General features: G+C 56.1%; 27 protein-coding genes and 5 pseudogenes. 19 read left to right on the top strand and 13 right to left on the bottom strand.

What is annotated here, in order from left to right:
• Positions 1 to 68: 68 nt before the first annotated feature.
• From Har1129_RS21325 to Har1129_RS20915, 5 genes and pseudogenes are all read left to right on the top strand, one after another.
• Positions 69 to 239, top strand: coding sequence for a DUF1289 domain-containing protein (locus Har1129_RS21325; protein WP_151099765.1), 171 nt, complete (start codon positions 69 to 71; stop codon positions 237 to 239).
• Positions 240 to 395: 156 nt separating this feature from the next.
• Positions 396 to 992: a site-specific integrase gene (locus Har1129_RS05555; protein ID WP_151099764.1), complete on the top strand. Its 597-nt coding sequence runs from the start codon at positions 396 to 398 to the stop codon at positions 990 to 992.
• A 156-nt stretch (positions 993 to 1,148) separates the two neighbouring features.
• Entirely contained in the window at positions 1,149 to 1,466 is a 318-nt protein-coding gene (locus Har1129_RS05550) for a DUF6516 family protein (protein WP_151099763.1), read from the top strand.
• A gap of 23 nt (positions 1,467 to 1,489) precedes the next feature.
• A complete protein-coding gene (locus tag Har1129_RS05545; protein ID WP_151099762.1) occupies positions 1,490 to 1,894 on the top strand; it encodes a transcriptional regulator in 405 nt (134 codons plus the stop codon).
• Between the two features lie 87 nt (positions 1,895 to 1,981).
• A pseudogene (locus tag Har1129_RS20915) lies at positions 1,982 to 2,065 on the top strand (site-specific integrase); the annotation flags it as partial.
• Positions 2,066 to 2,074: 9 nt separating this feature from the next.
• On the opposite strand, the gene Har1129_RS05535 reads toward Har1129_RS20915, so the two are convergent.
• A complete protein-coding gene (locus tag Har1129_RS05535) occupies positions 2,075 to 2,482 on the bottom strand; it encodes a PIN domain-containing protein (RefSeq protein ID WP_151099761.1) in 408 nt (135 codons plus the stop codon).
• Complete coding sequence (locus Har1129_RS05530; RefSeq protein WP_151099760.1) at positions 2,479 to 2,709, bottom strand: antitoxin VapB family protein; 231 nt, start codon at positions 2,707 to 2,709, stop codon at positions 2,479 to 2,481. The genes Har1129_RS05535 and Har1129_RS05530 overlap by 4 nt, the downstream gene beginning before the upstream one ends.
• 512 nt (positions 2,710 to 3,221) lie before the next feature.
• Between Har1129_RS05530 and Har1129_RS05525 the strand changes: the two genes are divergently transcribed.
• Entirely contained in the window at positions 3,222 to 4,292 is a 1,071-nt protein-coding gene (locus Har1129_RS05525) for a hypothetical protein (RefSeq protein ID WP_151099759.1), read from the top strand.
• 3 nt (positions 4,293 to 4,295) lie between these two features.
• Positions 4,296 to 4,460, top strand: a pseudogene (locus Har1129_RS05520) (transposase); the annotation flags it as partial.
• A gap of 50 nt (positions 4,461 to 4,510) precedes the next feature.
• Here the strand turns inward: Har1129_RS05520 and Har1129_RS05515 are convergent.
• Complete coding sequence (locus tag Har1129_RS05515) at positions 4,511 to 5,869, bottom strand: DNA cytosine methyltransferase (RefSeq protein WP_151099758.1); 1,359 nt, start codon at positions 5,867 to 5,869, stop codon at positions 4,511 to 4,513.
• Positions 5,870 to 5,984: 115 nt separating this feature from the next.
• Between Har1129_RS05515 and Har1129_RS05510 the strand changes: the two genes are divergently transcribed.
• On the top strand, positions 5,985 to 6,239 hold the full coding sequence (locus Har1129_RS05510) for a transcriptional regulator (RefSeq protein WP_151099757.1): 255 nt from the start codon (positions 5,985 to 5,987) through the stop codon (positions 6,237 to 6,239).
• Positions 6,240 to 6,800: 561 nt separating this feature from the next.
• On the opposite strand, the gene Har1129_RS05505 is transcribed toward Har1129_RS05510, so the two are convergent.
• The 3 genes and pseudogenes from Har1129_RS05505 to Har1129_RS05495 form a co-directional block, all read right to left on the bottom strand.
• Entirely contained in the window at positions 6,801 to 7,010 is a 210-nt protein-coding gene (locus Har1129_RS05505) for a hypothetical protein (RefSeq protein ID WP_151099756.1), read from the bottom strand.
• Positions 7,010 to 7,309 carry a hypothetical protein gene (locus Har1129_RS05500; RefSeq protein ID WP_151099755.1) on the bottom strand — a complete coding sequence of 100 codons (300 nt, stop codon included), beginning with the start codon at positions 7,307 to 7,309 and terminating at the stop codon, positions 7,010 to 7,012. The genes Har1129_RS05505 and Har1129_RS05500 overlap by 1 nt, the downstream gene beginning before the upstream one ends.
• 618 nt (positions 7,310 to 7,927) lie before the next feature.
• Positions 7,928 to 8,071: pseudogene (locus tag Har1129_RS05495) on the bottom strand (DNA-binding protein); the annotation flags it as partial.
• A gap of 504 nt (positions 8,072 to 8,575) precedes the next feature.
• Here Har1129_RS05495 and Har1129_RS05490 point away from each other — a divergent pair.
• Positions 8,576 to 8,855 (top strand): annotated as a pseudogene (locus Har1129_RS05490) (hypothetical protein); the annotation flags it as partial.
• Positions 8,856 to 8,973: 118 nt separating this feature from the next.
• On the opposite strand, the gene Har1129_RS05485 reads toward Har1129_RS05490, so the two are convergent.
• Positions 8,974 to 9,954, bottom strand: coding sequence for a hypothetical protein (locus tag Har1129_RS05485; protein WP_151099754.1), 981 nt, complete (start codon positions 9,952 to 9,954; stop codon positions 8,974 to 8,976).
• 270 nt (positions 9,955 to 10,224) lie between these two features.
• Between Har1129_RS05485 and Har1129_RS05480 the strand changes: the two genes are divergently transcribed.
• Both Har1129_RS05480 and Har1129_RS05475 read left to right on the top strand, forming a co-directional pair.
• The gene (locus Har1129_RS05480) at positions 10,225 to 10,866 is read left to right on the top strand and encodes a hypothetical protein (RefSeq protein ID WP_151099753.1); all 642 of its coding nucleotides are present in this window, start codon (positions 10,225 to 10,227) and stop codon (positions 10,864 to 10,866) included.
• A gap of 136 nt (positions 10,867 to 11,002) precedes the next feature.
• Positions 11,003 to 11,548, top strand: coding sequence for a MarR family transcriptional regulator (locus Har1129_RS05475; RefSeq protein WP_225307764.1), 546 nt, complete (start codon positions 11,003 to 11,005; stop codon positions 11,546 to 11,548).
• Positions 11,549 to 11,730: 182 nt separating this feature from the next.
• Here the strand turns inward: Har1129_RS05475 and Har1129_RS05470 are convergent, their stop codons facing one another.
• Entirely contained in the window at positions 11,731 to 12,273 is a 543-nt protein-coding gene (locus Har1129_RS05470) for a TQO small subunit DoxD (protein ID WP_151102096.1), read from the bottom strand.
• A 397-nt stretch (positions 12,274 to 12,670) separates the two neighbouring features.
• Positions 12,671 to 12,940, bottom strand: coding sequence for a hypothetical protein (locus Har1129_RS05465; protein ID WP_151099752.1), 270 nt, complete (start codon positions 12,938 to 12,940; stop codon positions 12,671 to 12,673).
• Positions 12,941 to 13,376: 436 nt separating this feature from the next.
• On the opposite strand from Har1129_RS05465, the gene Har1129_RS20460 reads away from it, so the two are divergent.
• Complete coding sequence (locus Har1129_RS20460) at positions 13,377 to 13,532, top strand: hypothetical protein (RefSeq protein ID WP_191906245.1); 156 nt, start codon at positions 13,377 to 13,379, stop codon at positions 13,530 to 13,532.
• A 149-nt stretch (positions 13,533 to 13,681) separates the two neighbouring features.
• Positions 13,682 to 13,864 carry a hypothetical protein gene (locus Har1129_RS05460; RefSeq protein WP_151099751.1) on the top strand — a complete coding sequence of 61 codons (183 nt, stop codon included), beginning with the start codon at positions 13,682 to 13,684 and terminating at the stop codon, positions 13,862 to 13,864.
• Positions 13,865 to 13,961: 97 nt separating this feature from the next.
• Here Har1129_RS05460 and Har1129_RS05455 read toward each other — a convergent pair whose 3' ends face one another.
• The gene (locus tag Har1129_RS05455) at positions 13,962 to 14,390 is read right to left on the bottom strand and encodes a hypothetical protein (protein ID WP_151099750.1); all 429 of its coding nucleotides are present in this window, start codon (positions 14,388 to 14,390) and stop codon (positions 13,962 to 13,964) included.
• 259 nt (positions 14,391 to 14,649) lie between these two features.
• Between Har1129_RS05455 and Har1129_RS05450 the strand changes: the two are divergent.
• A pseudogene (locus tag Har1129_RS05450) lies at positions 14,650 to 15,858 on the top strand (RNA-guided endonuclease InsQ/TnpB family protein).
• Between the two features lie 311 nt (positions 15,859 to 16,169).
• Here the strand turns inward: Har1129_RS05450 and Har1129_RS05445 are convergent.
• The gene (locus tag Har1129_RS05445) at positions 16,170 to 16,559 is read right to left on the bottom strand and encodes an SHOCT domain-containing protein (RefSeq protein WP_151099749.1); all 390 of its coding nucleotides are present in this window, start codon (positions 16,557 to 16,559) and stop codon (positions 16,170 to 16,172) included.
• Positions 16,560 to 16,587: 28 nt separating this feature from the next.
• Positions 16,588 to 17,148: a DoxX family protein gene (locus Har1129_RS05440; RefSeq protein ID WP_151099748.1), complete on the bottom strand. Its 561-nt coding sequence runs from the start codon at positions 17,146 to 17,148 to the stop codon at positions 16,588 to 16,590.
• Positions 17,149 to 17,262: 114 nt separating this feature from the next.
• Here Har1129_RS05440 and Har1129_RS05435 point away from each other — a divergent pair, with 114 nt between their 5' ends.
• From Har1129_RS05435 to Har1129_RS05415, 5 genes are all read left to right on the top strand, one after another.
• The gene (locus tag Har1129_RS05435) at positions 17,263 to 17,613 is read left to right on the top strand and encodes a winged helix-turn-helix domain-containing protein (protein WP_151099747.1); all 351 of its coding nucleotides are present in this window, start codon (positions 17,263 to 17,265) and stop codon (positions 17,611 to 17,613) included.
• A gap of 2 nt (positions 17,614 to 17,615) precedes the next feature.
• Positions 17,616 to 17,891, top strand: a complete 276-nt coding sequence (locus tag Har1129_RS05430; RefSeq protein WP_151099746.1) for a hypothetical protein — start codon at positions 17,616 to 17,618, stop codon at positions 17,889 to 17,891.
• A gap of 230 nt (positions 17,892 to 18,121) precedes the next feature.
• Positions 18,122 to 18,919: a hypothetical protein gene (locus tag Har1129_RS05425; RefSeq protein WP_151099745.1), complete on the top strand. Its 798-nt coding sequence runs from the start codon at positions 18,122 to 18,124 to the stop codon at positions 18,917 to 18,919.
• Positions 18,920 to 19,010: 91 nt separating this feature from the next.
• Positions 19,011 to 19,463, top strand: a complete 453-nt coding sequence (locus Har1129_RS05420) for a transcriptional regulator (RefSeq protein WP_151099744.1) — start codon at positions 19,011 to 19,013, stop codon at positions 19,461 to 19,463.
• Between the two features lie 62 nt (positions 19,464 to 19,525).
• Entirely contained in the window at positions 19,526 to 20,365 is an 840-nt protein-coding gene (locus tag Har1129_RS05415; protein WP_225307762.1) for a hypothetical protein, read from the top strand.
• A 162-nt stretch (positions 20,366 to 20,527) separates the two neighbouring features.
• On the opposite strand, the gene Har1129_RS05410 is transcribed toward Har1129_RS05415, so the two are convergent.
• On the bottom strand, positions 20,528 to 21,580 hold the full coding sequence (locus tag Har1129_RS05410; RefSeq protein WP_151099742.1) for a S66 peptidase family protein: 1,053 nt from the start codon (positions 21,578 to 21,580) through the stop codon (positions 20,528 to 20,530).
• Positions 21,581 to 21,957: the final 377 nt, after the last annotated feature.

Below are 21,957 nucleotides of genomic sequence, written 5' to 3'. Positions count from 1 at the left end.
TCCGCAGGCTTGAAGGCAATGAGATCAGTCCAAACCTATACACATCTGCTGGCAGTAGAGCGTATCCAATGGTTACGAGTCCATGCCGGAACGTGTGTGCTGTCGACGATGATATCTGTATAGGCTGTGGACGGACAGTACAAGAAATTGCCTCGTGGCAGTCACTAACTGAGTCTGACAGAACACAAATTATCGAGGAAATTAAACAGGGTGAACGAACATATCCCACCCCAGAGTGAGTGCATCAATCTGTGACCAGCACTGCACAGCGGGGTCACCATTATGCATGACGACTTGCCCGACAAGTCGTAACAGATTCGCCGAATAACAGCGGAAACCGTGGTGTCTTCGACCGACCAGTACCCTCTTTAGTTACGGAAGCTAAAGTAATCGTAATTCGCATCGAAGCGACCGACGGAAACGAACACAAAGTGTGGCTCACCGACAGTGAGATCGAGGACCTCCGGCGGGCGACGAACAGCCAGCGTGACGACCTTATCATCCAGCTCGGTGCGTTCGTCGGCCTCCGTGCATTCGAGATTCCACAGGTTCGGCCCGTCGACGTCAAGCAGACTGACAGCGGACAGTACCGACTCCGCGTCCAAGCCGGGAAGGATACCAGCGGCAACGGTGGGAAGCCTCGCGATGCCTTCCTCCCCGCCGACGTCGAGCGTGATCTCCAACGCTACCAGAACGAGCACAACATCGCACCGAAAGACCCCTTCATCGATTTAACGCAACCGGGGGTCCGGGCTGTGGTTCGACGGACAGCTGCCCGCGCGGCTGAGGCGACTGGTGATGTGGACTTCGAGAAGGTCAGCACCCATGATCTCCGCCGCCGCTTCGCACAGCGGCTCCTCGTCGACGAACAGATGAATCCCCGTGTGGTGATGGCCGTCGGTGGCTGGGACTCATTCGCCGCGATAGAACCCTACCTCAACGCGCCGAGTGCCGACGTAATCGACGACGCGTTTGCCGACATCGGCTTCTGATACCGGCCGGTTATCGGTTGGTAGTAAGCACCGTGTTGCGTCGCCGCGCAACACGCCTCGTCGACGAATACATGAACAACCGCGTCCTGAGACCATTGGTGTTGGGTGAAAATCCAACAGTCTTACGCTGTTGGGGAACAGACCAACACGTAGCGGATGCCCACAGAGCAAACCTTCCAGTATACCCATGTCGAAGCCGGGCTTGTCGAGAACGTCGTCGTCCGGCGGACTGACGATACTGAGGTGTATCCCTCGGGCTGGAAGTACACGCTCCATCTGGGCACACTGGAAGACCTGACGCTCGTCCGGTACGATAACGCACACGAAGACACCAAAGGGCACGAACATCATACCGCAGCCGGCGATGTCGATGACGTTGAGTTCCCCGGCATGGAAGAACGTCTCATCGAATTCTGGGCGAGTGCGGACGAATACTGGGATGCCGTCAACGGCAGCCCCGACCGGCCCTACTGACCACAGCGACCCACCAGCCAACCATGACCACACTCCACATCACCGTCGGCAGCCGAGAACAGCTCCGTGAGGACGCACTGCAATTCGTTCAGGAGGCGGGCGAACGCAGCGAGCACGATGAGACGGCAGTCATTCAGTTCGGGAGTTACGACGACCTCGTCGACAGTCTCACACCCATTCGCCTAGAGCTGATCCAAGCCATCGCCGAGGACAGCCCCCAGAGCATGCGCGAAGCCGCTCGTCTCGTCGATCGCGATGTCTCCGATGTCCACTCGGATCTCAAACATCTGGAAGTCCTCGGAATACTCGAACTCGAAGAGGGCGGCCCCGGTGGTGCGATGCAGCCGGTCGTTCCATTCGACCGAATTGAGATGCACATCGATTACCCGCTCGTCGACGACATCGATACCACACCGGCAAGTGCGTGAACGGTCAACCTCAGGCACCCACTTCTCGACGGGCAGAGCCCACGCCAGCACCGATCTCGGTTCCCTGCATCGTGATGTAGCGGCTAGGATAGTTTCGCCGCCATCGAGCCGTACCTGAACGCCCCCAGCGAAGACGTCATCGACGACGCGTTTGCAGAACTCGAACTGTGAAGCCTCCCGTTACCGATAGCTTTCGTGCGTGACACCGGGAATGGTATCAAAGTGGTGGTCACCTGCAAGAACAGGCTCATCCCGTTCCAAGGCGGTTGCAGCGATTGCTGCATCCCCTTTGCCAATACTAGGCCCCTCACCGTCGTTTGTCTCAGCCATCCGTTGCCCAAGTAGCCGACCAGCGCGGCGGGAGATACTTGGGGTCATGTCCACCACCGGGTATGAGTCAAGCACAGCTTCTACCGTCTGGCGTTCTTCCGGGGTATTCGCGACCTTTCCGACCCCGATGTAGAGTTCCAAGACAGTCATCGAAGGAATCACCAATGGAACATTCGCTGCTTCGAGCTCCCGCTCCTTCTCGACTGCTGCTTCTACGCCGTCGATGATATCCAGAATAAAGCTCGTATCGACAATCATTCAAATCGCTCCGCGACATCACGAGCCTCGTCGCGGTCTTCCTGCTCAGCCTGCTCAATGGCGTCCCGCATCTCAGCCACTTGGCCATCATCGAACACACCACGGAGATCTCTGAGTGAGCGTCCGCCGATCAGCCGCTCCACGGCATCGCTGAACGACTCATCATCGCGCTTGTTCGCCTTGATTCGTTCATATACATCGTCTTCGAGACGGACTTGATGTGACATACTTGTTGACAGCGTTGACGCTCTGTCGGAATCAAGATTTGGGTGTCTAAACGAAACGGCGAACCGGAACTTCCTACGGTGGGGGTTGAGTATATAAAACGCGCACCTTTTCGCGGGGCCGTAGAAAGCACTACCTTCTAGGCGTGCTGGTCGTTGCGATGGCGGCCTCTCAATAGTCCCGACGATGGCAAGTTATCGCGCTGACCCGCTTATTAGCGGCCGGTTTGCTAACCAACACAAATGTCCTCTGTCGGGGCCCTGTTGGTTAGCACTGCCTACAATAGGGCTCTCCACAGGCGGAGATGCCCGAGTGCCTTGGGGTTTGACCCCGAGACCGTTTACTCCACACACTGACAGCACACACGAAGTGAGGGCTGACACACCCAGTAGTAGCTACGGTCAGTGCCTTCACTATTACCTCAATTTCGCGGGCAGACGAGGGCCTGATGTGTGTATAGTATATGTAAAATGTAATCTGCTTACTTGATATTAACTGCCGTCGCCGCTTTTAGATGGCAGATTATTCGGGCGACCCCTCCGAATACAAGGTGTACTGGTTTGCACGGGATCTGATCGCGTCCAGTTACGGAAGCTACGCGAAAAAAGAGAAAGAGACGCTCAGAGAGCTATCAGTACAGTTGGGGAACGAACTCGAAGACGACCGGCTCACCGACGAAGCCTCTGTCGACAGGCAAAAACGATTCATCCGGGATACAATCACCGACTCGGTCAACAGAACATATGCAGGCGATATCTCGAAGCGATATCTGCAGACTGAGGACCTTGTCGAGCGCATCCTCCGACGTATTGAATCAGCGAACGATATCCGTGAGTTTCGGATTGCGGTCGACGCTGTCGTTCGGACAAGCGAGATTCTGGAAACGACAGCAAGTTTCGGCAGGGACGAGATAATCGAAATCGTCGACGAAACCCTCCAGACGCAATCCGGGACCCCTGACCCTGCTAGGGCCTACGATGCCCTGTTCAACGTCGATTTCGAGGGGGAAGCGTACCAGCTCGGGGCACAGCGGGAACCACTTATCGACTACATCCACGAGAAGATATCGGAGCTGCAGACGGATCCCAAGACAGGAAAAAGAGAAGTTGCGAGAATTATCTCGGGCATCATTCAGGAATACGAGCGGCGTGCTGGTCAGAGTCGCGCATCTACCGCCGGAAACGTCCTTGAGACCGGGCTGCAGTACATCTTCAATCAGTTCGGAATCCCCGCGACGGGCGATCCCGCCCACTTCGGAGATCTCGAAATAGACAACATGGTAGAGGGACCCAAGGGTAGCATCGGATTCTCATGTAAACGGACTCTCCGGGAACGATTCCGACAGAGCCTCTCGCGGGAAGCCGAGATCGGGGTTGACGAGGTCTGGTTCGTTTCCCTACTGATGGCTGACGTTTCGAGGGAGAAAATCCAAGATATCAGCAACGATGGAAGCAGGATCTATGTCCCACGCGATTCCTTCGTCTGGAACCGATACAGCGACGACTCCGAGCTAGCGTACACACTCCGTCCAGCAGATCAGTTCATCGAAGATGTGGTCGAGTTTACCGGTGTGGAGGGACAATGACTGATGAAAGCCATCACGGCACGGGAAATGTGGGAACAGCACGAACCGTTCTTGGAGAGGTATCTGTGGGGAGTTGGGTTTTGGGAGCAGTCGTACTACATCGGAACGGCGGGAACAGTCTCAAAAGAGACGATTGAACGGTATATCGAACGAACAGAAAACGGCTAAACTGGCCAGAGGCACGTCACTGAGGTGTAGGATTCTGTTTAACCCAATGTTCAGTCAGCTTTTTGAGGTTCCTGTTCCTGCACAGGCTGATTCAATATCTCCCACCGAATAGCCGTACCCAGCGCCTGTGCCAGCAGTGGCGGCACTGCGTTCCCGACCTGTTTAAACGCGTGTGTCCGCGAAACAGGGAACTCGAAGGTATCTTTGAACGACTGGAGACGGGCCGCTTCCCGGACAGTAATCGACCGTGCCTCATTCGGATGAATAAACATATGACCGTCCTTGTACAGATGTGCCACGATAGTTGTCGCCGGCTCTTTCGGATTCTGTTTCTTCAGCTTGTCCGGGAAGATATCGGTTCGATACGGCTGGTGCTCTTCAGGAATATCTCCGATGATGTACGAGGTCCCCTCACCAAGAAGTTTGTAGAGGGTGAGATCACGCATATTGTGTCCCCGGCATTCGTGATTCAGCAGCGGTTGCTCTTCCCAGTCTTCTTCCTCGTCAAGGTCGCGAGCCCAGTACTGAAACTCTGATACAGGACCGAGTTCGTGCTCTTCCGCCTTCGTCGGTGGCGTATCGCCACTGGGAGAAACAGGCGGGAGGTCGAGAATTCCGTCGGCCACTGTATTCCAAGGTTCCTTCTTTTGTCTGTTCTTCCGGAACGTCGGGAACTCTTCCTCATCCCGGTCGTCAACGAATCCGTTGAGTGTCTGCTGGTCCTCGTCAGACCGCTTCGACGGATCCTCTCTGTAGGTGATTTTCTTCTCTTCCTCGGCCTTCGGCTCCCGGTGGGTTTCCCACTGTTCCATATCCGGGTTCTCCGCACCGATCCGATTCCCGATGAAGAACAGACGTTTTCTGTGCTGGGGCACCCCAAAATTAGCCGCATCGAGTAGCTGAACTCTGACGCTGTAATTCAGGTCAAGGTCCATGTCGGCAACCTGCCGCTCACCACGTATCTGTTCCTTTATTGTATCGACGACCGGTTTGCCATCCTCGTTTTCCGCAGACAGCATCCCCTCGACGTTCTCCATGAGAAACGCTTTTGGTTGATAGTGGTCGACGAATCGAAGAAATTCCTCGTAGAGCAGATGCCGGTCATCACTCTGATTGTCTCTGCCATCAAGCGAGTTAATCTTGCTCCGGCCGACGAGAGAGAAGGTCGGACAGGGCGGGCCGCCAGCAACCAGATCCAGTTCACCCTCTCCGAGTCCAAGATCAGGGGGCTCTTCTTCCCGGATATCACCGACCGTCATCTCGCAGTCGTGGTTTTCCTCGTAGGTCGGTTTTGTGTTCTCCTCGTGATCAATCCCCCAGAGAGTCTCGAACCCGGCGTCGTGAAGTCCCTGCGAGAGCCCGCCTGCACCACAGAACAGGTCGATGGCTGTGAGACGTTCTTCACTCATCTGTAGAGACCAATGCGGGCGTGCTCGTTTAAACTTCCTCTTCTCTGCATGTGTGTATAATGTGTGTACTTTGTAACCAAGTTAAATACACCGCTGCGGTCTATCCAATGGCTGAATGGATGTCGAGGAATATTCGTGGGTGAAGGCGAGTGAGTATCGCGAGAACATCCTGCTCGCGGTCGAGGAGAAGCCAAGGACGCCGAAAGAACTCTCCGAGATGAACGATTACTATCTCAGCCACGTCAGTAACGTCTTATCGGATCTTAACAGTCATGGGCTTGCCGAGTGTATAACACCGAAAAAAAAGAAGGGACGGCTGTGGGCAGCGACCGGGGCGGGCGAAGCGATCGTCGAAGATCTGAAGCGCTAGCTATGACAGTCCCACTGCCATTCGGGAGAACCAAGCTCTCTGCACGCGAGTTCGAGTCAGTGGTTGATCGGGAAGGGGCAGTTGCGCAGGCGAAAAAAGGCAATGTTAGAGAGCCGGAGGAGCGGATCCAGCAGCTCATTGATGCGGTTCCACAGCTACTGTCGTGGCTCGACGACAGCGGCCGCACTATCCATGGAGAGAAACAACGGACCCGTTGGAGGTGTATCTGGCAGAGGGCGGATTTGGATTCCGGAATATCTGCGGCCAGAGTAGCTCTCTGGTACGTGAGCACGACGCAACCTCCATCGAGTTGGCCCGTGGCATCGGCGACTTTCTCACCCACATTGATATCGTAAAAAGACCCCCTTGTAGGGAGCAGTATCTCGTGGCATGGGTACCACAGGGCCCGACCCGGAATCGAACCGGGCTGTGCCGACCACGGCACGGGCTAGGGAGTTCTTTTGTGGTACTGCTCCGCTGGCTGGCGGTGTTGCCTCGTGGCAGCCTCCGGGTGAGATACTCTCCAGAAACGAACAGTCTCGGCCTGACAGGACCCCAGCATCAGTCCACCACCACCCGACGCTCGATGACGACGTCGTGGGCGCAGTCACCGCGGCGATACTGCTCGTAGTAGTTCTCGACAGTGGGGAAGTCGGTCGTCCACTCGGTGTAGTGGACGAGATCACCGACCATGTAGCGGAGCCGCCACTCGTCGGGCTGTGCGGGCGCTGTATCGCGTGCAGTCGTGGCCGTGGTGTCGGCGCAGGCCATCAGTGCTCACCTCCGGTGAACGGCCCAGAACGGCTGCTGTCGCGTTCGACGAGCGCGCAGTCTGTCGTCGGAACGGTGAAGCTCATGCACTCGTCAGCGCGCTCGACGGCGGTGGCGAGCTCCCGACGGGTGGCTGTGTCCGGCTCGGACGCTCGTAGTCGGCGGATGGTCTCGGTCGCAAGATCCGCCAGCAAGACGCCCGTAATCTGGTCGTCGTCGACAGTACAGACGAGCAAGCGGGGGTCGCTGTCGGTGGTCGTGATCGCGACGATCTCGCCGGCAGTGGGCTGGGGCGTCATCGCGCCACCTCCCCGCAACGGGCTTGGCTTGTCAGCGCGTGACCGCTGGGCAGCAAATCAATAAACAGTGGGACGATATCACAGACGTTTTGTTTACCAATCACATACCGTTCGATTGGGTTCTGGTCCCCGCTCCACTCCCTCTTGAATCCCCCAAATTCATCGATTGGCCCGGGTCCAGAACCCGTCGTCGTGGATGACGACCCCCAACGGTGGACACGCCACTCCCACTCCCCCCACACCTCGGCTGTCCACCATCCGTTTGCTGCTTCGCGCTGTTGAGCAGGGCGTTCCGTGTCCGACTGTGAGAGATTGGGTCTGCGCCGGTGTCAATGGCGATGCTGGCGGATCTGTCGTATTTCGTTCTTAACCGCCCAGACCTGTGCGAATGTGTGACATAAGAAATAATTACTGGACGCGAATTAGCTCTAAACGGGTTCGGGTCGCTGCCCTGCTTGCTCAGACAGCCCATCTGAGCGAGCGACTGGACTGGACCCAGAATCCGTATGTGCCTCTGACAACAACCGGGCGACTCGTTCTGTGCCCATGGTCGCCCGAAATATCCTTTCTGGGTGGAATATAAAACTGGTTTGATATTGTTGTGATGATAATGGATACTCACTGCCGGGCACCTCCAACGACGGGCCGGGGCTGATCACACAGGCCGGCGAGCGTGTCGGCGTGGCGCTGGAGGAGTTGTATGCCAGCGTCAGTCAGCGTATACACGTTCGTCCGAGCGTCGAGCTCGTCGCGGGCGATGAGGTCCATCGGTCGCTGACGCGAATGGCTTCGTCTACGAGTCCGTTCGCGGATAACAGGTACAGTCAATTGAACTTGTCCCAGTTCCGTCAATCAGCCATCCAAACACCACACGCCAAACCGAACACAGCGAGACCAAAGCCAAGGACGCCAGCCCCAAAGTGGAATTCCACGTTGAGACCCTGTGCAAGGGAAAGCACGCCGAAAGTTAAGCCACCGGAGAACACTCCTGACGCCCATCGGTTCCCGTTCTCGGAGTCCCACACAAGAGCAGGATACCGCAGTATGATCGCAATGCTCACCGTATAAATTTGGAAAATTCCGAGGAGAAGAATCACTGAGTGATACCGGGTCGCAACTCCGGCAGTGATACCACCAGCAATAACCAAGGCAATGATGTATCGAGTGAAACGGCGCACAGAACAGCTACTCATCATGTCAATGAAAAAGTGCTGGTAGGCGGAGGGACTGTATAGCGGTCTCGCCTGCGAACGACTGGGCCAGTACCCGCTGTTTCTCGGCGTCGACGGCGACGGTACTGCTCACTACTGACAGCTACGAATTCGCTGTGACCGTTGTCACCGCTAATGGCGACGCCGAGACAGTCGAACTGGCAGCGACGCCCTTCGAGACGCTTTCGGAGTGGTGCGAATACACGCGCTCGGCACGTGGGTGGGATATCGGTCTACACGTCGGCGAGTCGCTCGTAGACGATCTCATCGATCAGGTCGTCCGTCCGCCAGTCTTTGTCGCCAGTTCCTCGGCTCGGGTTGAGGGCTCGATATAGCTCTCCAACCCATCGTGGGCGTCGTCGACGGCCGGCAGCGTGAACTTCCAGATGATATTTTTGTCTCAGTCGCCACAGCATTTCGGAAGTCGGTGGTCAGCTCCGACCAGTGTCAATCTTACCCGCTCGTGTCGTTCACTACAGTGATGTTCGACTTGTTGAGATCAATTGCAACGCTTTCGGAGGTTTCGTTAGCTTCGACCCAGCTGTCGCTGTCAGCCATCTCGATGTTCGACTCATCAATCTGTATTTCGACCCACGAGTGGACGACCGTCTCTGCATCGAGATCGACAGTCAGCATGACCGAACTTCCGTTCCCGTCGGGACGCTGCAGTTCGAGATCAACGTGGCGATTGGCCGTCGCTTCCGTGACAGTCGCTTCCAGTGCCGTGGCATCTAGGTGTGTCCGTACGTTGTAACTCGTCTGGCCATCGGCCACGACGAGGCGCTCGATTAGCTCTCGCTCGTCCTGATCCAGCACGCCACTCCTATCGGTGTAATTGAGACTTACCTCGTTGATGTCCGGACGGACAGTCTGCACTGTTACCGTCTCGTTGGTGGTATTGACTGTTCCGCGGACCGACGGTAGGCAGTCATCAGCAGGTCGAACGTGGATCCCAGCGATCTCCAGTGGTTCCTCACGCGCCGTGGACTCGTAGTATTGATTAACCTGTACCTCAAGATGGCTGTACTCATCGAGACCTGCACGGTCACCCGTCGCTTCAACGACGAGTTCGGATAACCGCTGCCGTCCGATCTCGTCGACCCCAGCACTATTGTGATGAGAGACCACTGTGACGGTCACATCCCCGACCTGGTGACTGGTGCTGTTGCGGTCTGGTTCGTTGAGGCGGAGGGCGCCACTGCACGTGCGTTTGGCGTTTTGCAAGGTGTATGTGCTGTTGTCGGACTGTGTCACTGTCGCGTTGAGTTGCTGGTGGTGGTCCGAGTCCAGTTGTGTGACATCCGTCTCGCTGGCGGGATTGTCTGTCGGACTGGAGGATAGACTAGCTCCTGCGATGACGGCGCCACCACTGGCCACGAGCAGGACAGCCGAGATGCCGAGGGCATAGATCGCAAGTTTGTAATCACGTTGCATTACTCTCACTCCATTCGAATCGGTTACATCGTCTCATGGGGTTCTCTTACAACAGCTAGGCGAGGACCGGCAGGGCGGCCACGGAGACCGTGACACCGGGACGGAGACGACTGGGGCGGTCATCGCCGACTGCTGTACTCGTAGCTTGTAAGAAAGTCCTTGTAAATCACCGTTGGAAACGGCTGCGGAACACGACTGAAACGCGTTTCATAGCCGTTTCATGCCCTGAAAACCATCAGATTCATACTGTCGTTGTTTCGAGAACGAAGCATGTTCCCGGTCCCTCCCTCCAGACTGGCACTGGTCTTCTCGCTGGTCCTCCTCGGCGGCAGTCTCGCGGTCTTTGGCAGTGTCACTGGTATCGTCCCCGACGAAACCCATGAATTCGACATTGAGGACGGTTCCCTCGTCGCCACAACCGGTGCCGAGCAACAGCACGTACTAGTCGAAGATGTACGTACGATTTCCCAAATCGAGATCAGCCGCGTAGACGGGTATTACGTCGTCCGAACAATCGACCGTGAGTCAAATACAGTGGACTCACAAACGCGTGTGCGAGCGAAGCAGGTCGTCACCTCCGCGAAGACCATTGGTGGCGACATCCCGACAACTGACAGTGCGGTGTACGCCGTTCGTCGGATTCCAGCACGACTCTCCAGCGACCGCGCCGCGGCTATCGGAGCCACACCGAACGCATCACTTCGGATGGCAATTGCACCCAATGCGTCTGCATTCACCGTCCGTCAGCACGACGATACCATTGTCTTCGAGCGGCGCGAATCGCAGTGGAGTGACGACCGTTTGCTCGTCGTCGTGACACCGACCGAATCTGGGACGCAGTACAGTGTCGTGGTCAATCTCCGCACCGAGACCATTGAATCACTTGTTCAACTCGACCACGCAGACCGATGAGTCCCGACGGTCACCTCCATCGCAAGATCGATTTCCGTGGCTCTGCATGGCATCTACTCGCCGTCGCTATCAGTCACACCGCTTCCTCAGAATGTGCCAGACTGTGGTTGCTTCCCACTCGCTTCGGTGATACACCGTGACGAAGATACGCTCACGCTCCGAGATGCTTGCTGCGAGTGTGCTCGTCGCTGCCACGACAGTTGTCGTCGCACAGTTTCTAAGCGCGACACCGGCCGTTGTCGCGGTCGGCGATGAGAGTGTGCGGCTCGGAACCGTCGGCTGGCGGTTCGGGCCCTGGAACACGGCTGTCATCGCTGTCGCGACATGTGCTGCTGGAGCGAGCGCAACAGTGCTCCTTACGAATGCTGACTCGGCGGCAGCAACGGCATCGGACACCGAGGCCCAAAATCTACAGACAACGCAGTCCACCGACAGCACTAGCAACGAACTACTACAGGCCCGTCGACAGGAGTGGGAGACCGTCTCAGAACGGCTTGCGAACAATGAGGAACTGGTGTATAAGACAGTACTCGACGCCGATGGTGTCCTACCACAGAGCGAAATCGTCGATCAAACGGACCTCTCGAAAGCGACCGTCAGTCGTACGCTGGACAGCCTCGAAACTAGAGACCTCATTGAGCGCAAGCGCCGCGGAATGGGGAATATCGTGCTTCTCACGTAGACGGCCTGCTGTTTTTCGGTCTTGACGGCGACGGTGCAGCGTATTACTGGGATAGCGACGAGTTTGCCGTCGCTGTTGTTGTGGCTGATGGCGATGCAGAGAAAGTTGTGTTAGTCGATGCGCCCTTCGAAACGGGTACTGAAATGTCTTTTCCGTTTGCGAGTAGCTCGGTACCTCCCGGGTCAGCCCAGCAGGAGTTTGAGCCACTTGTTGTTCTGTACGAACGACAGATCTTCAATATAGCTGTCCAGACCCAAGATACGGCCCGAGCCGAACGCACCCAATCCGAACAGCAACACAGCATAGACCATGTGGTCGTCGACGACCCAGCCGTGCGCCACGGGGAGGCCGGCCATCAGCCCGCCCTGTAACGCGGCGAGCCAGTAGAACAGCATCATCACTGCGCCCCAGAACGCGCTGAACCGGACGAACGCGCCCAGCAAGAGGGCAAGGCCCGTCAAGGTCAGTCCGAGCATATTCAACCAGTCGATGATCGGCATCCCCGCCATCGAGGCGAAAAAGCCCGTAAACGGGTTCCCTGCCGGCACCGCGTTCTGCAAGAATCCTGCCGCAGTCCAGTTGGTCGCGGGGTCGCCGTCGAGATACGTGATGAGTTTCGTGATTCCGCCCTGGAACAGCGTCCAGCCCATCACGATGCGCATGAAGAACAGGGAGTAGCCGACCCACGTCTCCGAATAATCGAACGTGACGCTGCGCCCGAGCATCTCCGACTGTAGAGTCTGTTTGGTACTCACACACAAACATTGAGGAATTTATGATATATTTGTTTGGGAGATTCTTTGAATCTGAGAGTGTTCGAAATGATATCATAGCGGTGCCAAGAACCTTTTCTCGTCCCGGTTTCGGGTATCCTCATTGCGCTGACCAGCCCGAAAACCACTCTACAGTGCTAACCAACAAATTACACTAAAGTACTCCCTGCGTAGGTTAGCTACGACCCACCGAACCATTCACTCCCCCAACACTCTCGATTTCCTCGTCACGCAACCAGACGCTGAAACTGTGGTTACACCTGCTCAGAACATCAAAAGAAGCGTTTACCGCCGGAACATCATTCCACTACTGTCTCGATCAGGCCCTTCTGTTGGAACCACTGCGTGCTTATCGGCCAGGAGCATTGTCCGCGGCCCCGTTCGTGGCCGACGTCGCGTTCTCTACGGCTCCGGCCTCACTGCTGCCCGGAGTCATACCGCTAATCGTCTCACCGATGCCACCAGATTCACCGCCGACCGCGGAGCTGACCTCAGCCAAGATGTTCCCGACGAAGTCCGGAACCTGTCCGGGAAGGTCTGTCGGCGGGCCCGCTTGCATCGCCATCTGCGCCGTGTCGGTTGCGAACTGGACCATCGTTAGCGGATCTGCTTCGAACATTGCAACTCGGCCTATCGGGTGGGAGATGATAAGGAGGCCAAGCGATGAGGCCGATTTGGGGCCGAGTTTCGCCGAATTAACGCCGTTGAATTAGGGATTAATCGCGTTGCCATCGCTTCTCACGTCGAAATCGGTATTTGGGGGGACTATCGGGACTGGGTCGTGCAGGACGCGCCAGCAGCGACCCCGCTCACGTCCCTTCGGGACGTACTACTGGATTGGAAGGGCGAGGAGGAGGCCACGCCACCGTCGTGTTGGATGGAGTGAGGCCGTCTGGAATGGGTGTCAGTGGCGTGTGACCGAGCGGGAGATCGTGACGACGATGCGGTTGAGCAACGGCCTGATTTCTTCGCTGGAATAGTGCGGGAACGGCCGGTCCGTATGTGTGCTCCGTTACCAGTATCTGTTTATCGACAGCCGCGAAACAGTGCAAGCGATGATCCTTCAGTACCTCCTGCCAGCCCTAATTGGGTTCGTGTTCGTGATGGGAGCGGCCTATGCCGGCACGCTTCGGGCGTTAGATGTTTACTTCGACCCGGACCGACAGAGCATCTTCCTTTCAGACGACTACGAACCTCCGGACGGCCAGTAACGTTGCTCTACTGGCCGGTTAGCGACTGTGACCGTCTGTTAACCAACAGTCGAACACTCTTACCCGGAAGTGTTGGTTAACCGCGCCGCCTGAGACGATGGCCCGCACGTCGGCGAGCTCGTCGCCGATCTCGTTCGAGGTGTTGAGCCATGAACGGGGAGTCTGTGGCCGACGCGAACGGCTTCGTGTACGAGTCGGTGCGAGGCCCGAAGCGGAAGATTGAGTTTGAGCCGCGAAGTGATGTCACCGTCGAGCGCATCAAGGCTGTCTGGACAGGCTGTCAGTGCCGGGTCACCGGTCGGGAGGTCGTGACGACGATGCGGCGGATCTGAACGACGGGTCCGCCTTTTTTTGATTCAGAGAATCAGAAACGACTGGTCAGTAGGTGTGCGAATAGAACACGTTCCGAGTGGACTCTCACTTCCCACTTCAACTGATGGTTCGATTTGGAACAACGAGATCTCCAACACCGAGTGTTATGAGGAGAAGGCCGCCAACCAAAACGAGGTAAAGACCCGGTTCGATAGCGTATGTCGCTCCGACCTGGTATCGAAGGTAACGCTGTCCTCCGAGCCAGAGAGTTGGTGTCGCCGCGGTGAGCAGCCAGAGATCGGTGATCCACTCCCGTTTTTCGACTAGGATGAGGGCCAGTATCGCCGTTAGCGCCGGTGCGAGAATCAGCGCATCGAGAAGTTCGAATCCGGGATTCAAACCCCATACCAGCTCGTCGGTATAGTAGGGCTCACCGTCGGTGTAGCCGGCCGGTAGTTTCCTTACCCAGGGTAGCAGAGTCCCGACAAAAATAACGAATACAGCCACTACGACACCCATATCCTTCACAGAAGTGGACTGGAACACAGTGAGATTACACGCCTATTATGGTAAGTGCTTTGTCTGTACTGACCAACTGCTTGCTACAAATCCCGTGAATAGAATTACCGTATTCACCTAATTCGAGGCGGAGGCCCCACCCTCAAGGAGCGCCGGGCTTCCGGCCCCGGCGGAAGCACAAGCGAGTAGGGTGGGGAGGAAGCCGACCCGATATCAACCAACTGCCAGACTGTTGCCTTCTAACTCCCAATTATTAAGTAACTAACACAATATATATGAAAATACAGTGGAATACCGTCGAACCGCCGTTATCAAGCTCGATACACCCGAAGGAGCGGATATACACCTGCGGGAGACTATCGAGCAATTCAAATACTGTTCCAACACCGCGAGCGAGTGGTGCTGGCACGGCGACGACGGCTACCACGTCACCTCGAAAGCAAAGGCCGAAGATGCGCTGTACGACCAGCTACGCGAGGATACAGAGTTGACCGCAAACCTCGTCCAGAAAGGGATTCATCAGGCCGTCGAAGCCATCAAGAGCGGTGTCGAACGGCTCAAAAACGACCACGATACGTCACGTCCGATGTTTACGGCGGATACTGCCGTTTACGACAAGCGTAGTGCCACGTTCCACCGTGACCACGTTTCGCTATCGACACCGGACGGGCGTATCAAGTGTGACTACAGTCTCCCCGATGACTCGGAGAAACCGCCGACGAAGTACGTCACAAACGAGGACTACAAGTTTCGGCGGGCCACACTCCATCGACGTGACGGCGACTGGTATCTTCATGCGTCGATGCTCAAAGAGGACGACGACACCGACACTACCACCGGGCACAGAACAGTCCTCGGTGTGGACCTCGGTGTGACCCAACTTGCGGTCGCTTCGACCGGGCGGTTCTGGTCGGCAGACGAGTTCAACCACTGGAAGCGAGAGTACGAGAACCGGCGTGGCGACCTCCAACAGTGCGGGACGAGAGCGGCTCACGACGCGATTGCAGGCGTCGAACGCAAAGAGGACGGACGCTTTGAGATATTCCTGCACCGTGTCGCCAATGAAATTGTAGCTGAAGCCACCGAACACGATTGTTCGCATATCGTGTTTGAGGAACTGACAGACATTCGTGAGCGGCTTCCAGAAGCATCGTAGCACCATCTGTGGGCGTTCCATCGGCTCTACGAGTACGTCGCCTACAAAGCCAGAGAGCAGGGTGTCGAAGTTGTCCAAGTGGACCCACGAAATACGTCGAAGCGGTGTTCGACCTGTGGGTTTACCCACGACGACAACCGCCACGGTGAGAGCTTTGAGTGTCTGGATTGTGGCTACCAGAACCACGCTGACTACAATGCTTCCAAAAATATCGGCTTGCAGTATCTCCGGCGTCGGCAAAACGCAGACGACGGAGGCGCACCCGTAGACGTGCGCTTGAATCGCGGGACATTGAACGTGAGTGGAGACTACGACCTTCCCGCCTCATCTGAGGCGTAGAACGGGAGTCCACGCGAAAGCCCCTACCCTCAACGAGCGAGTGGGTCCTTAGACCCCGAGCGAAGTAGGGGAGGGTAGTTTACGTAGAATGCTTCGTCGAGGTTGTATTCGAGGATCTTTATTGCAACATCGTCGTAGTTGACGATCTGTGAGACGATTTCGTCAGGATATCGAGCGTATTACTACTCATCTGTGCTTCTTATTCAAATTCACGAGCGATAGTCTCCTCGAAAAGTCGGTGGACTGGCTTTCAACGCCGTTGAGCATTCCGAAGCCCCATTTTCTCCAGTCGTGGTCATCGATGGATGGATTCAGGTGTCTCGTTCGAACGCCTCTCGACGGTGTTCGTATTCCTCGTCATTGATTTCGCCGCGAGCGTACCGGGCTTGGAGGACGGCAAGCGCGTTTTCCTCGGCAGACCCGTCTGATTGCGCCCACGTTACCAACCAGTAGACGAGATAGGCAGGGAGGGCGACGAGGAGGGCCATCCACAGGAGACCGAACAGAATCATCCCCCAGCCCCATCCACTCCACCCGGACATGTGGCCGCCAGTCCACATTCCATCGTGCCAGCCCCACATCATTGCATCCGGGACAGCCGCGTGCGTCAGCACCATCCCGCCGACAACGGCTAGTGACAGCGCTCCGATGACGATGTATCCTAGAGACCGAATCCCGCGTGTTTGAATTGGATTTTGCATTGTTGTACTCCCAACGGTCCCGGCGTGGTTAGCCGAGGACGTATTCGAGGGCAGGGTAGCGCTCGACGAGCGCCTCGCCGCCGACCTCGTACTGTTCGATGTACTGGTCGAGGCCGAGGATGCGGCCCGCAGCGAACGCGGCCACAGCCAGGAACACGAGCATGTACGCGAAGTCGCCGTTGATGAACCCATGGGCCATCTCCCAGTTCCCGAAGTAGAACATGAGCATCATGAGCGCGCCGAAGAACGCCGCGAGGCGAACGAACGCGCCGACAAGCAGGCCAAGACCGATGAACAGCTCACCGTAGGGCACAGCGACGTTCGCGAACTCGACGAACCACGGCGTCGAACCCATCCACGCGAACATCCCAGCAAGCGGGTTGCCGTTCGTCGCCGCAACGTTCGAGAGGTAGCCGCCGGCGGCGAACTCACCGGTGATCTTCGTGAACCCGGAGTACGCGAACGCATAGCCCATCATGAGACGGAGTGCGAGCACGAACCACGCGCTGAGGCTGTGGACTTTCCCGCCGACGGTCAGGCTGCCGACTTTGCTCTCGAGTTGGTTCATGCCGGAGTCGAGTGTAGACATAATTATTGCACCTTCAACTATCAGTAGGAGGGAAGAGACGATATAACGGCGAGCCAGCGTTCTGAGTCAGAAAACCGGCGGGCTATATTATGCCCCTGCCGCGAGTAGGTGAGTGTGACCGAGGAGTTCGACCCACCGGAGGTGTTTGCGACACTCGACGACGAGTACGCTCGCGACATCCTCGTAGCGACGAAAACCGACCGGCTGTCCGCGAAGGAACTCAGCGAGGAATGCGATATGTCCCGTCCGACCGTCTCGCGCCGTGTTGCACACCTCGTTGAGCAAGGCCTTCTCGAGGAGTACACGCATGTCGACCCAGGGGGACGGCACTACAGCGAGTACGAGGCACGGCTCGAACGCGTCGAAATCCTCCTCAAAGCGGAAGGCTTCGATGTCCAGATCGATGTCCGGCCGGACCCCGCCGACCGGATCATATCTATCTTTGAGAGGATGCGAGGGGACTGACTATGAAACACACATTGTTTGTCATCGGCAAACTGTTCACGACCGCGTTAGCGCTGGTAATCGCCTATCAGGCCTATCGTGGATACAAACGGCATCACACGAAGTTGCTCTTGTATGTCGCGGCCGGCTTCGCATTGGTCGGGCTTGGTGGCCTTCTCGAGGGCGTGCTTTTCGAGCTTATTCAGGTGTCGATCTTCGAGGCGGGATTCCTCGCAGCACTTGTCACCGCAGCTGGGATGCTGTCTATCCTCTACGCTCTGTATACCCCGGAACCCTGAACAGCCGGGCATGACGACGAAGAGTTCTTGAGACAGTGGTTGGAGTCCGTTCAACTACCCCACCCTACTTCGCTCACCCTTGATAGAGTGTTTCAAAACCCAGATTGCTTAAACCAAATTTGTTCTTTGCGTTGCACTCACGAACAGGGTTTAGAGGCACTCAGAATGATCAAATCTGATTTTGATACTACGTTCGACCTAATATATGGCCGAGAGAATCAGTAGATACAATGGCCACAGTCTCCGCCTTCAGAGACGGATTTACCGCCCTCCGCGCGAATCCAGTCCTGCTCGTCGCTGGCCTCCTCCTTGGAGCCAGCAGCCAGCTACAATACGTCGACCATCTGATTGAATCACCATTACTCTCGGCAGGTGCGTCCCTTGGCTGGCTAATCGTCTACCCGTTCGTTCTCGGTGGATTCATCGGCACCGCTCGAGCCGCGATTGACGGAACAGACCCGTCGCTCACCCGGTTTTTCACTGCAGCCCGGACACACTATCTTCGACTTCTCCTTGCAACTGTGTTGTTCGTGCTACTCGTCCTTGGAACTGCAATCGGATTCGGACTCCTCGGATTCATCCTCGGTATCGGAACGATAGCGCTCGCCACAGTTCATGAGATGGCTGCGTTCGTCGCAGGCGTCGGCTCGCTGCTTATCTGGCTGGTGTCGATCCTTGTTGTCATTATGTTCGTGCAGTTTTACGACACCGCAATCGTCATCGAAAAGCAAAACGTTACTGACGCCTTCCGGAGAAGCATCGGACTCGTCCGCTCTAACCTGAGAAGCGTCGCCGGGTTCTCGCTGGTGTGGGTTGTCCTCATGAACGTCTTTCTTATTCCCGATTACCTGCTCCAGTTGACGATGACGGACACTCAGCTTATCGGTGGATTACCGATCGACCTCGAGATTCCGATTGCTGTCCTCCTCCCGGTCGGGATTGCTCTTTCTGCGATTGGGTTCGCATACTTCTATACGGTGTACACGGCCTACTATATGCGATTAATCGCTACCCCGGAATCAACATAAACACCGACAAATAATTACAAACGAGCGCTTCGAACACCCACCGGTCGAACAGGGTCCCCGCGACCACTATCCACAGAAGCTAACTGTACATATGTCACGACTCCTTCCAACACAAACGGACGCCACCGTCGAACGAAGCGATACCCCAGCTGTACTGAGTCTCGACGACGACACGACACGGGACGTAATCGAAGCATTATCCTCCGAAACCGCCTACGAAATATTCCAACTGCTCAACGAGACGCCGGCAACCCCGTCCCGTATCGCTGAGCAACTCGACCAAAGTATGCAGAACGTCCACTACCACTTGGAGAATCTTGAAGCGGCTGGAGTAATCGAAGTCACGGACACCTGCTATTCGGAGAAAGGCCGTGAAATGAGCGTGTTCGTCGTTTCTGAGGACCCAACGCTCCTCTTTCTCGGTACCGAGGACGATCAGCCAAGTCTCAAACGCGCGTTCAAATCCTTCGCCTCGCTACTGGGGGCACCGTCGATTCTACTTGCCGCTGGCGAATCCATTTCCCAGTTCGTCACTGCTGAATGAGCGAAGACACCGACTCACTGATCCGAAGTACTTCTACTGGCCACAGTACAGCTACGTGTGACGTGGCACCGACGATTAAGGCCCGAGATGATGTCGATGGCTGTGGGTGTCTCGAATGCCGAAACATCGAGACGACCACCACCAATCGAACCGTTCTTGACGCGCTCGTTTGGTCGGTTCGACTATTTCGGTCCTACCCGTCGATCCTTGCCTTCACTGGCATGGTTATCCTCGCAAACCGTCTTCTCGAAACAGATAGCGTCGCGGTGCTTCCCATGCCCGTAATCGACATCATTGAGGGCCTGACAGCGTTCGTGTTTATTATCTCATTACGTGCCTACGTGGGAACAATCGTCGCCGGAGAACTAACCGATGACCCCGTCACGATACGCGAGGGACTACGTCGCAGTATTGTCCGGACACCGGCGTTGGTCGGCCTTATACTCATCATCGTGTTTTCTGTAATGACGATTCCGTTTCTTGTGTTGGTTCCGCTCTTCCTTCTGGTCGGTATGCTCCCGGTCACGCCGGTGGACATAGTCAATTTTCCCGTCGCCGTAGCGGTCGGCATGATCATATTCGCCGTGCCGTTTCTTTTTTTCCTGTTCAAGTTCTGGTTCGCACCCGAAGCGTGTGTCATCGGCCAGTATGGCCCGTTCAAATCATTACGAGTGAGTTGGCGCATTACATCGAACTACCGAGGAAAGTTCTTGCTTATCGTAGTCATTGCTATTGGAAGTGCAGTCAATTTCCATCTACCAGCAGCTCTGCCCCAAACCGAAACAGGGCTGACGGTGGTGCATCCGGTTTTGCATATCATCTCATTGAGTGCCGGTGAATTGCTCTCCATCGTGTGGGCGAGCGCATACGCACATATCTACGTTCAGGGGGTCGTGTCGTGAACCAGAAGATGTACCGGAGTTTCAATTTTTTGGCTCTGTCGAACTGCTCTTTTTCAGACACAAGCGACGCTGAAACAGTTGGTCGATGAGAGCTGCGAGTTGAGAACTTAGGACAGGTGGTTTAGCAAGCGAGTGGCAGACAGGGTACTGTCTGCCCTGAAATCAAAGAAGGTGAATGGATTTGGTTGCGGGTTCGATTTCGACCTTACCGCCGATTGGAATGGGACACGTCGGATACGTGTGTCCGAACTCACAATTAAAGACAACGGGAGCGTTCGGGTTGTACGTTTCGAGTACGTCAGAAATCGCATCGCGCTGGCGCTCTCGATACTTCACTCGCCATTCTCGTGGGTTTTCTTCAGTATGTGAGCGTGCGGCGGCGCGTCCGACAAGTACGCCGTCGAACCGTTCGAGAAGACCGCGCTCGCCGAGTGCCCGGAGGTTCGCACCGACGACAGCCGGGTCAGGGACCAGTTCGCTCGTCTCCAATGCAAGAACAGTGCCGTTCAGTGCGTCGGGATCAGGCAGGTAGCGATCAGAGAGGAACTGCTCGATGAGGACTGCATAACACCCGCCCCAGATTCGACCTAAGACAGTCTCTTCACCACCACGCCAGATTCGACCATCAGACTGTTCGATCTCGCGCGTGGTTTTGACTGACTCCGGATCTTCCCAGTTACCGGCCTCATCAGTGAAGACCTCTGCTTCCGTCCACTCACCGACAGCATCCTCAAAGAGCGCACGCCGTAGGTACTCTTCGGTGTAGTCAAACATCTCGCCATCCATCGCGTATTCAAGCAGTGTCGATCCACCGTAGTACGAAACAATCCCGTGATTCCAGAGGAACAGGGATAGATTCGTGTTGTCTGAGTATCCGTAGAATCGAGTCGGGTGTTCGCGGAGTACGTCCCCATCAAGATATGGGAGGATTGTGATCTGGTCGTGGCCTCCGATATTAGCGATCACGGCCGAGATATCCGGATCGCGGAAGGCGTTCATAACCTCTTCCGCGCGTACCTCTGGATTGTTCGCAAGCCACTCCGGGTCGGCGGTTGCAGTCGGATACTCAACCGGCTCAAGGTCGAAAACCTCGCGCATTCGTTCAAGACCGAGTTTGTAGATGAACCGTGCAGACTCGGGTGCGTTTGATGCCGGTGCGACAACTGCGACCTGATCACCAGGTTCGACAGGGGGTGGAGTACGAAACTCAGGCACGACTGGTAGCTATAAAGGGATGTCAAATATTTCTTATTCAGCCATGTGCCATGGTTGCAAGGGAGTCAGGAGACTTACAGGACAAGCATGGATGCGAAGCTCGGCATCTCTTTGCAACTGTACGAATTGAATGTCGAAAAGATGCTGTCCAGATTCACATAGCAGCGTTTACGACAGGATACAGGAGACGGCAAGATATGCGCCCTCGATCTTGCACACGATTCAGATCCCCTCCAATTCTGAGATACCCGACAATAGTCAGTCCGTACCCCTAATGAGCGACATATTTACTGGAGACTTCCTGAACGGAAGGTATTTACATCATTCAGACAAGAACAATCGAAGTATTTCGGCCGAGAATCATTCTATGACAGGCT

Source organism: Haloarcula sp. CBA1129 (assembly GCF_008729015.1).
Lineage (GTDB): Archaea > Halobacteriota > Halobacteria > Halobacteriales > Haloarculaceae > Haloarcula.
The sequence above is the reverse complement of the archived record's forward strand: the minus strand, read 5'-3'. Positions and strand labels throughout refer to the sequence as shown.

What these genes read in the sequence shown, in the direction of transcription:
- Har1129_RS21325 (WP_151099765.1), top strand. Translation starts at nt 69, where the DNA reads ATGGTTACGAGTCCATGCCGGAACGTGTGTGCTGTCGACGATGATATC.
- Har1129_RS05550 (WP_151099763.1), top strand. Translation starts at nt 1,149, where the DNA reads ATGCCCACAGAGCAAACCTTCCAGTATACCCATGTCGAAGCCGGGCTT.
- Har1129_RS05545 (WP_151099762.1), top strand. Translation starts at nt 1,490, where the DNA reads ATGACCACACTCCACATCACCGTCGGCAGCCGAGAACAGCTCCGTGAG.
- Har1129_RS05535 (WP_151099761.1), bottom strand. Translation starts at nt 2,482, where the DNA reads ATGATTGTCGATACGAGCTTTATTCTGGATATCATCGACGGCGTAGAA.
- Har1129_RS05530 (WP_151099760.1), bottom strand. Translation starts at nt 2,709, where the DNA reads ATGTCACATCAAGTCCGTCTCGAAGACGATGTATATGAACGAATCAAG.
- Har1129_RS05525 (WP_151099759.1), top strand. Translation starts at nt 3,222, where the DNA reads ATGGCAGATTATTCGGGCGACCCCTCCGAATACAAGGTGTACTGGTTT.
- Har1129_RS05515 (WP_151099758.1), bottom strand. Translation starts at nt 5,869, where the DNA reads ATGAGTGAAGAACGTCTCACAGCCATCGACCTGTTCTGTGGTGCAGGC.
- Har1129_RS05510 (WP_151099757.1), top strand. Translation starts at nt 5,985, where the DNA reads ATGGATGTCGAGGAATATTCGTGGGTGAAGGCGAGTGAGTATCGCGAG.
- Har1129_RS05505 (WP_151099756.1), bottom strand. Translation starts at nt 7,010, where the DNA reads ATGGCCTGCGCCGACACCACGGCCACGACTGCACGCGATACAGCGCCC.
- Har1129_RS05500 (WP_151099755.1), bottom strand. Translation starts at nt 7,309, where the DNA reads ATGACGCCCCAGCCCACTGCCGGCGAGATCGTCGCGATCACGACCACC.
- Har1129_RS05485 (WP_151099754.1), bottom strand. Translation starts at nt 9,954, where the DNA reads ATGCAACGTGATTACAAACTTGCGATCTATGCCCTCGGCATCTCGGCT.
- Har1129_RS05480 (WP_151099753.1), top strand. Translation starts at nt 10,225, where the DNA reads ATGTTCCCGGTCCCTCCCTCCAGACTGGCACTGGTCTTCTCGCTGGTC.
- Har1129_RS05470 (WP_151102096.1), bottom strand. Translation starts at nt 12,273, where the DNA reads ATGCTCGGGCGCAGCGTCACGTTCGATTATTCGGAGACGTGGGTCGGC.
- Har1129_RS05465 (WP_151099752.1), bottom strand. Translation starts at nt 12,940, where the DNA reads ATGTTCGAAGCAGATCCGCTAACGATGGTCCAGTTCGCAACCGACACG.
- Har1129_RS20460 (WP_191906245.1), top strand. Translation starts at nt 13,377, where the DNA reads ATGATCCTTCAGTACCTCCTGCCAGCCCTAATTGGGTTCGTGTTCGTG.
- Har1129_RS05460 (WP_151099751.1), top strand. Translation starts at nt 13,682, where the DNA reads ATGAACGGGGAGTCTGTGGCCGACGCGAACGGCTTCGTGTACGAGTCG.
- Har1129_RS05445 (WP_151099749.1), bottom strand. Translation starts at nt 16,559, where the DNA reads ATGCAAAATCCAATTCAAACACGCGGGATTCGGTCTCTAGGATACATC.
- Har1129_RS05440 (WP_151099748.1), bottom strand. Translation starts at nt 17,148, where the DNA reads ATGTCTACACTCGACTCCGGCATGAACCAACTCGAGAGCAAAGTCGGC.
- Har1129_RS05430 (WP_151099746.1), top strand. Translation starts at nt 17,616, where the DNA reads ATGAAACACACATTGTTTGTCATCGGCAAACTGTTCACGACCGCGTTA.
- Har1129_RS05425 (WP_151099745.1), top strand. Translation starts at nt 18,122, where the DNA reads ATGGCCACAGTCTCCGCCTTCAGAGACGGATTTACCGCCCTCCGCGCG.
- Har1129_RS05420 (WP_151099744.1), top strand. Translation starts at nt 19,011, where the DNA reads ATGTCACGACTCCTTCCAACACAAACGGACGCCACCGTCGAACGAAGC.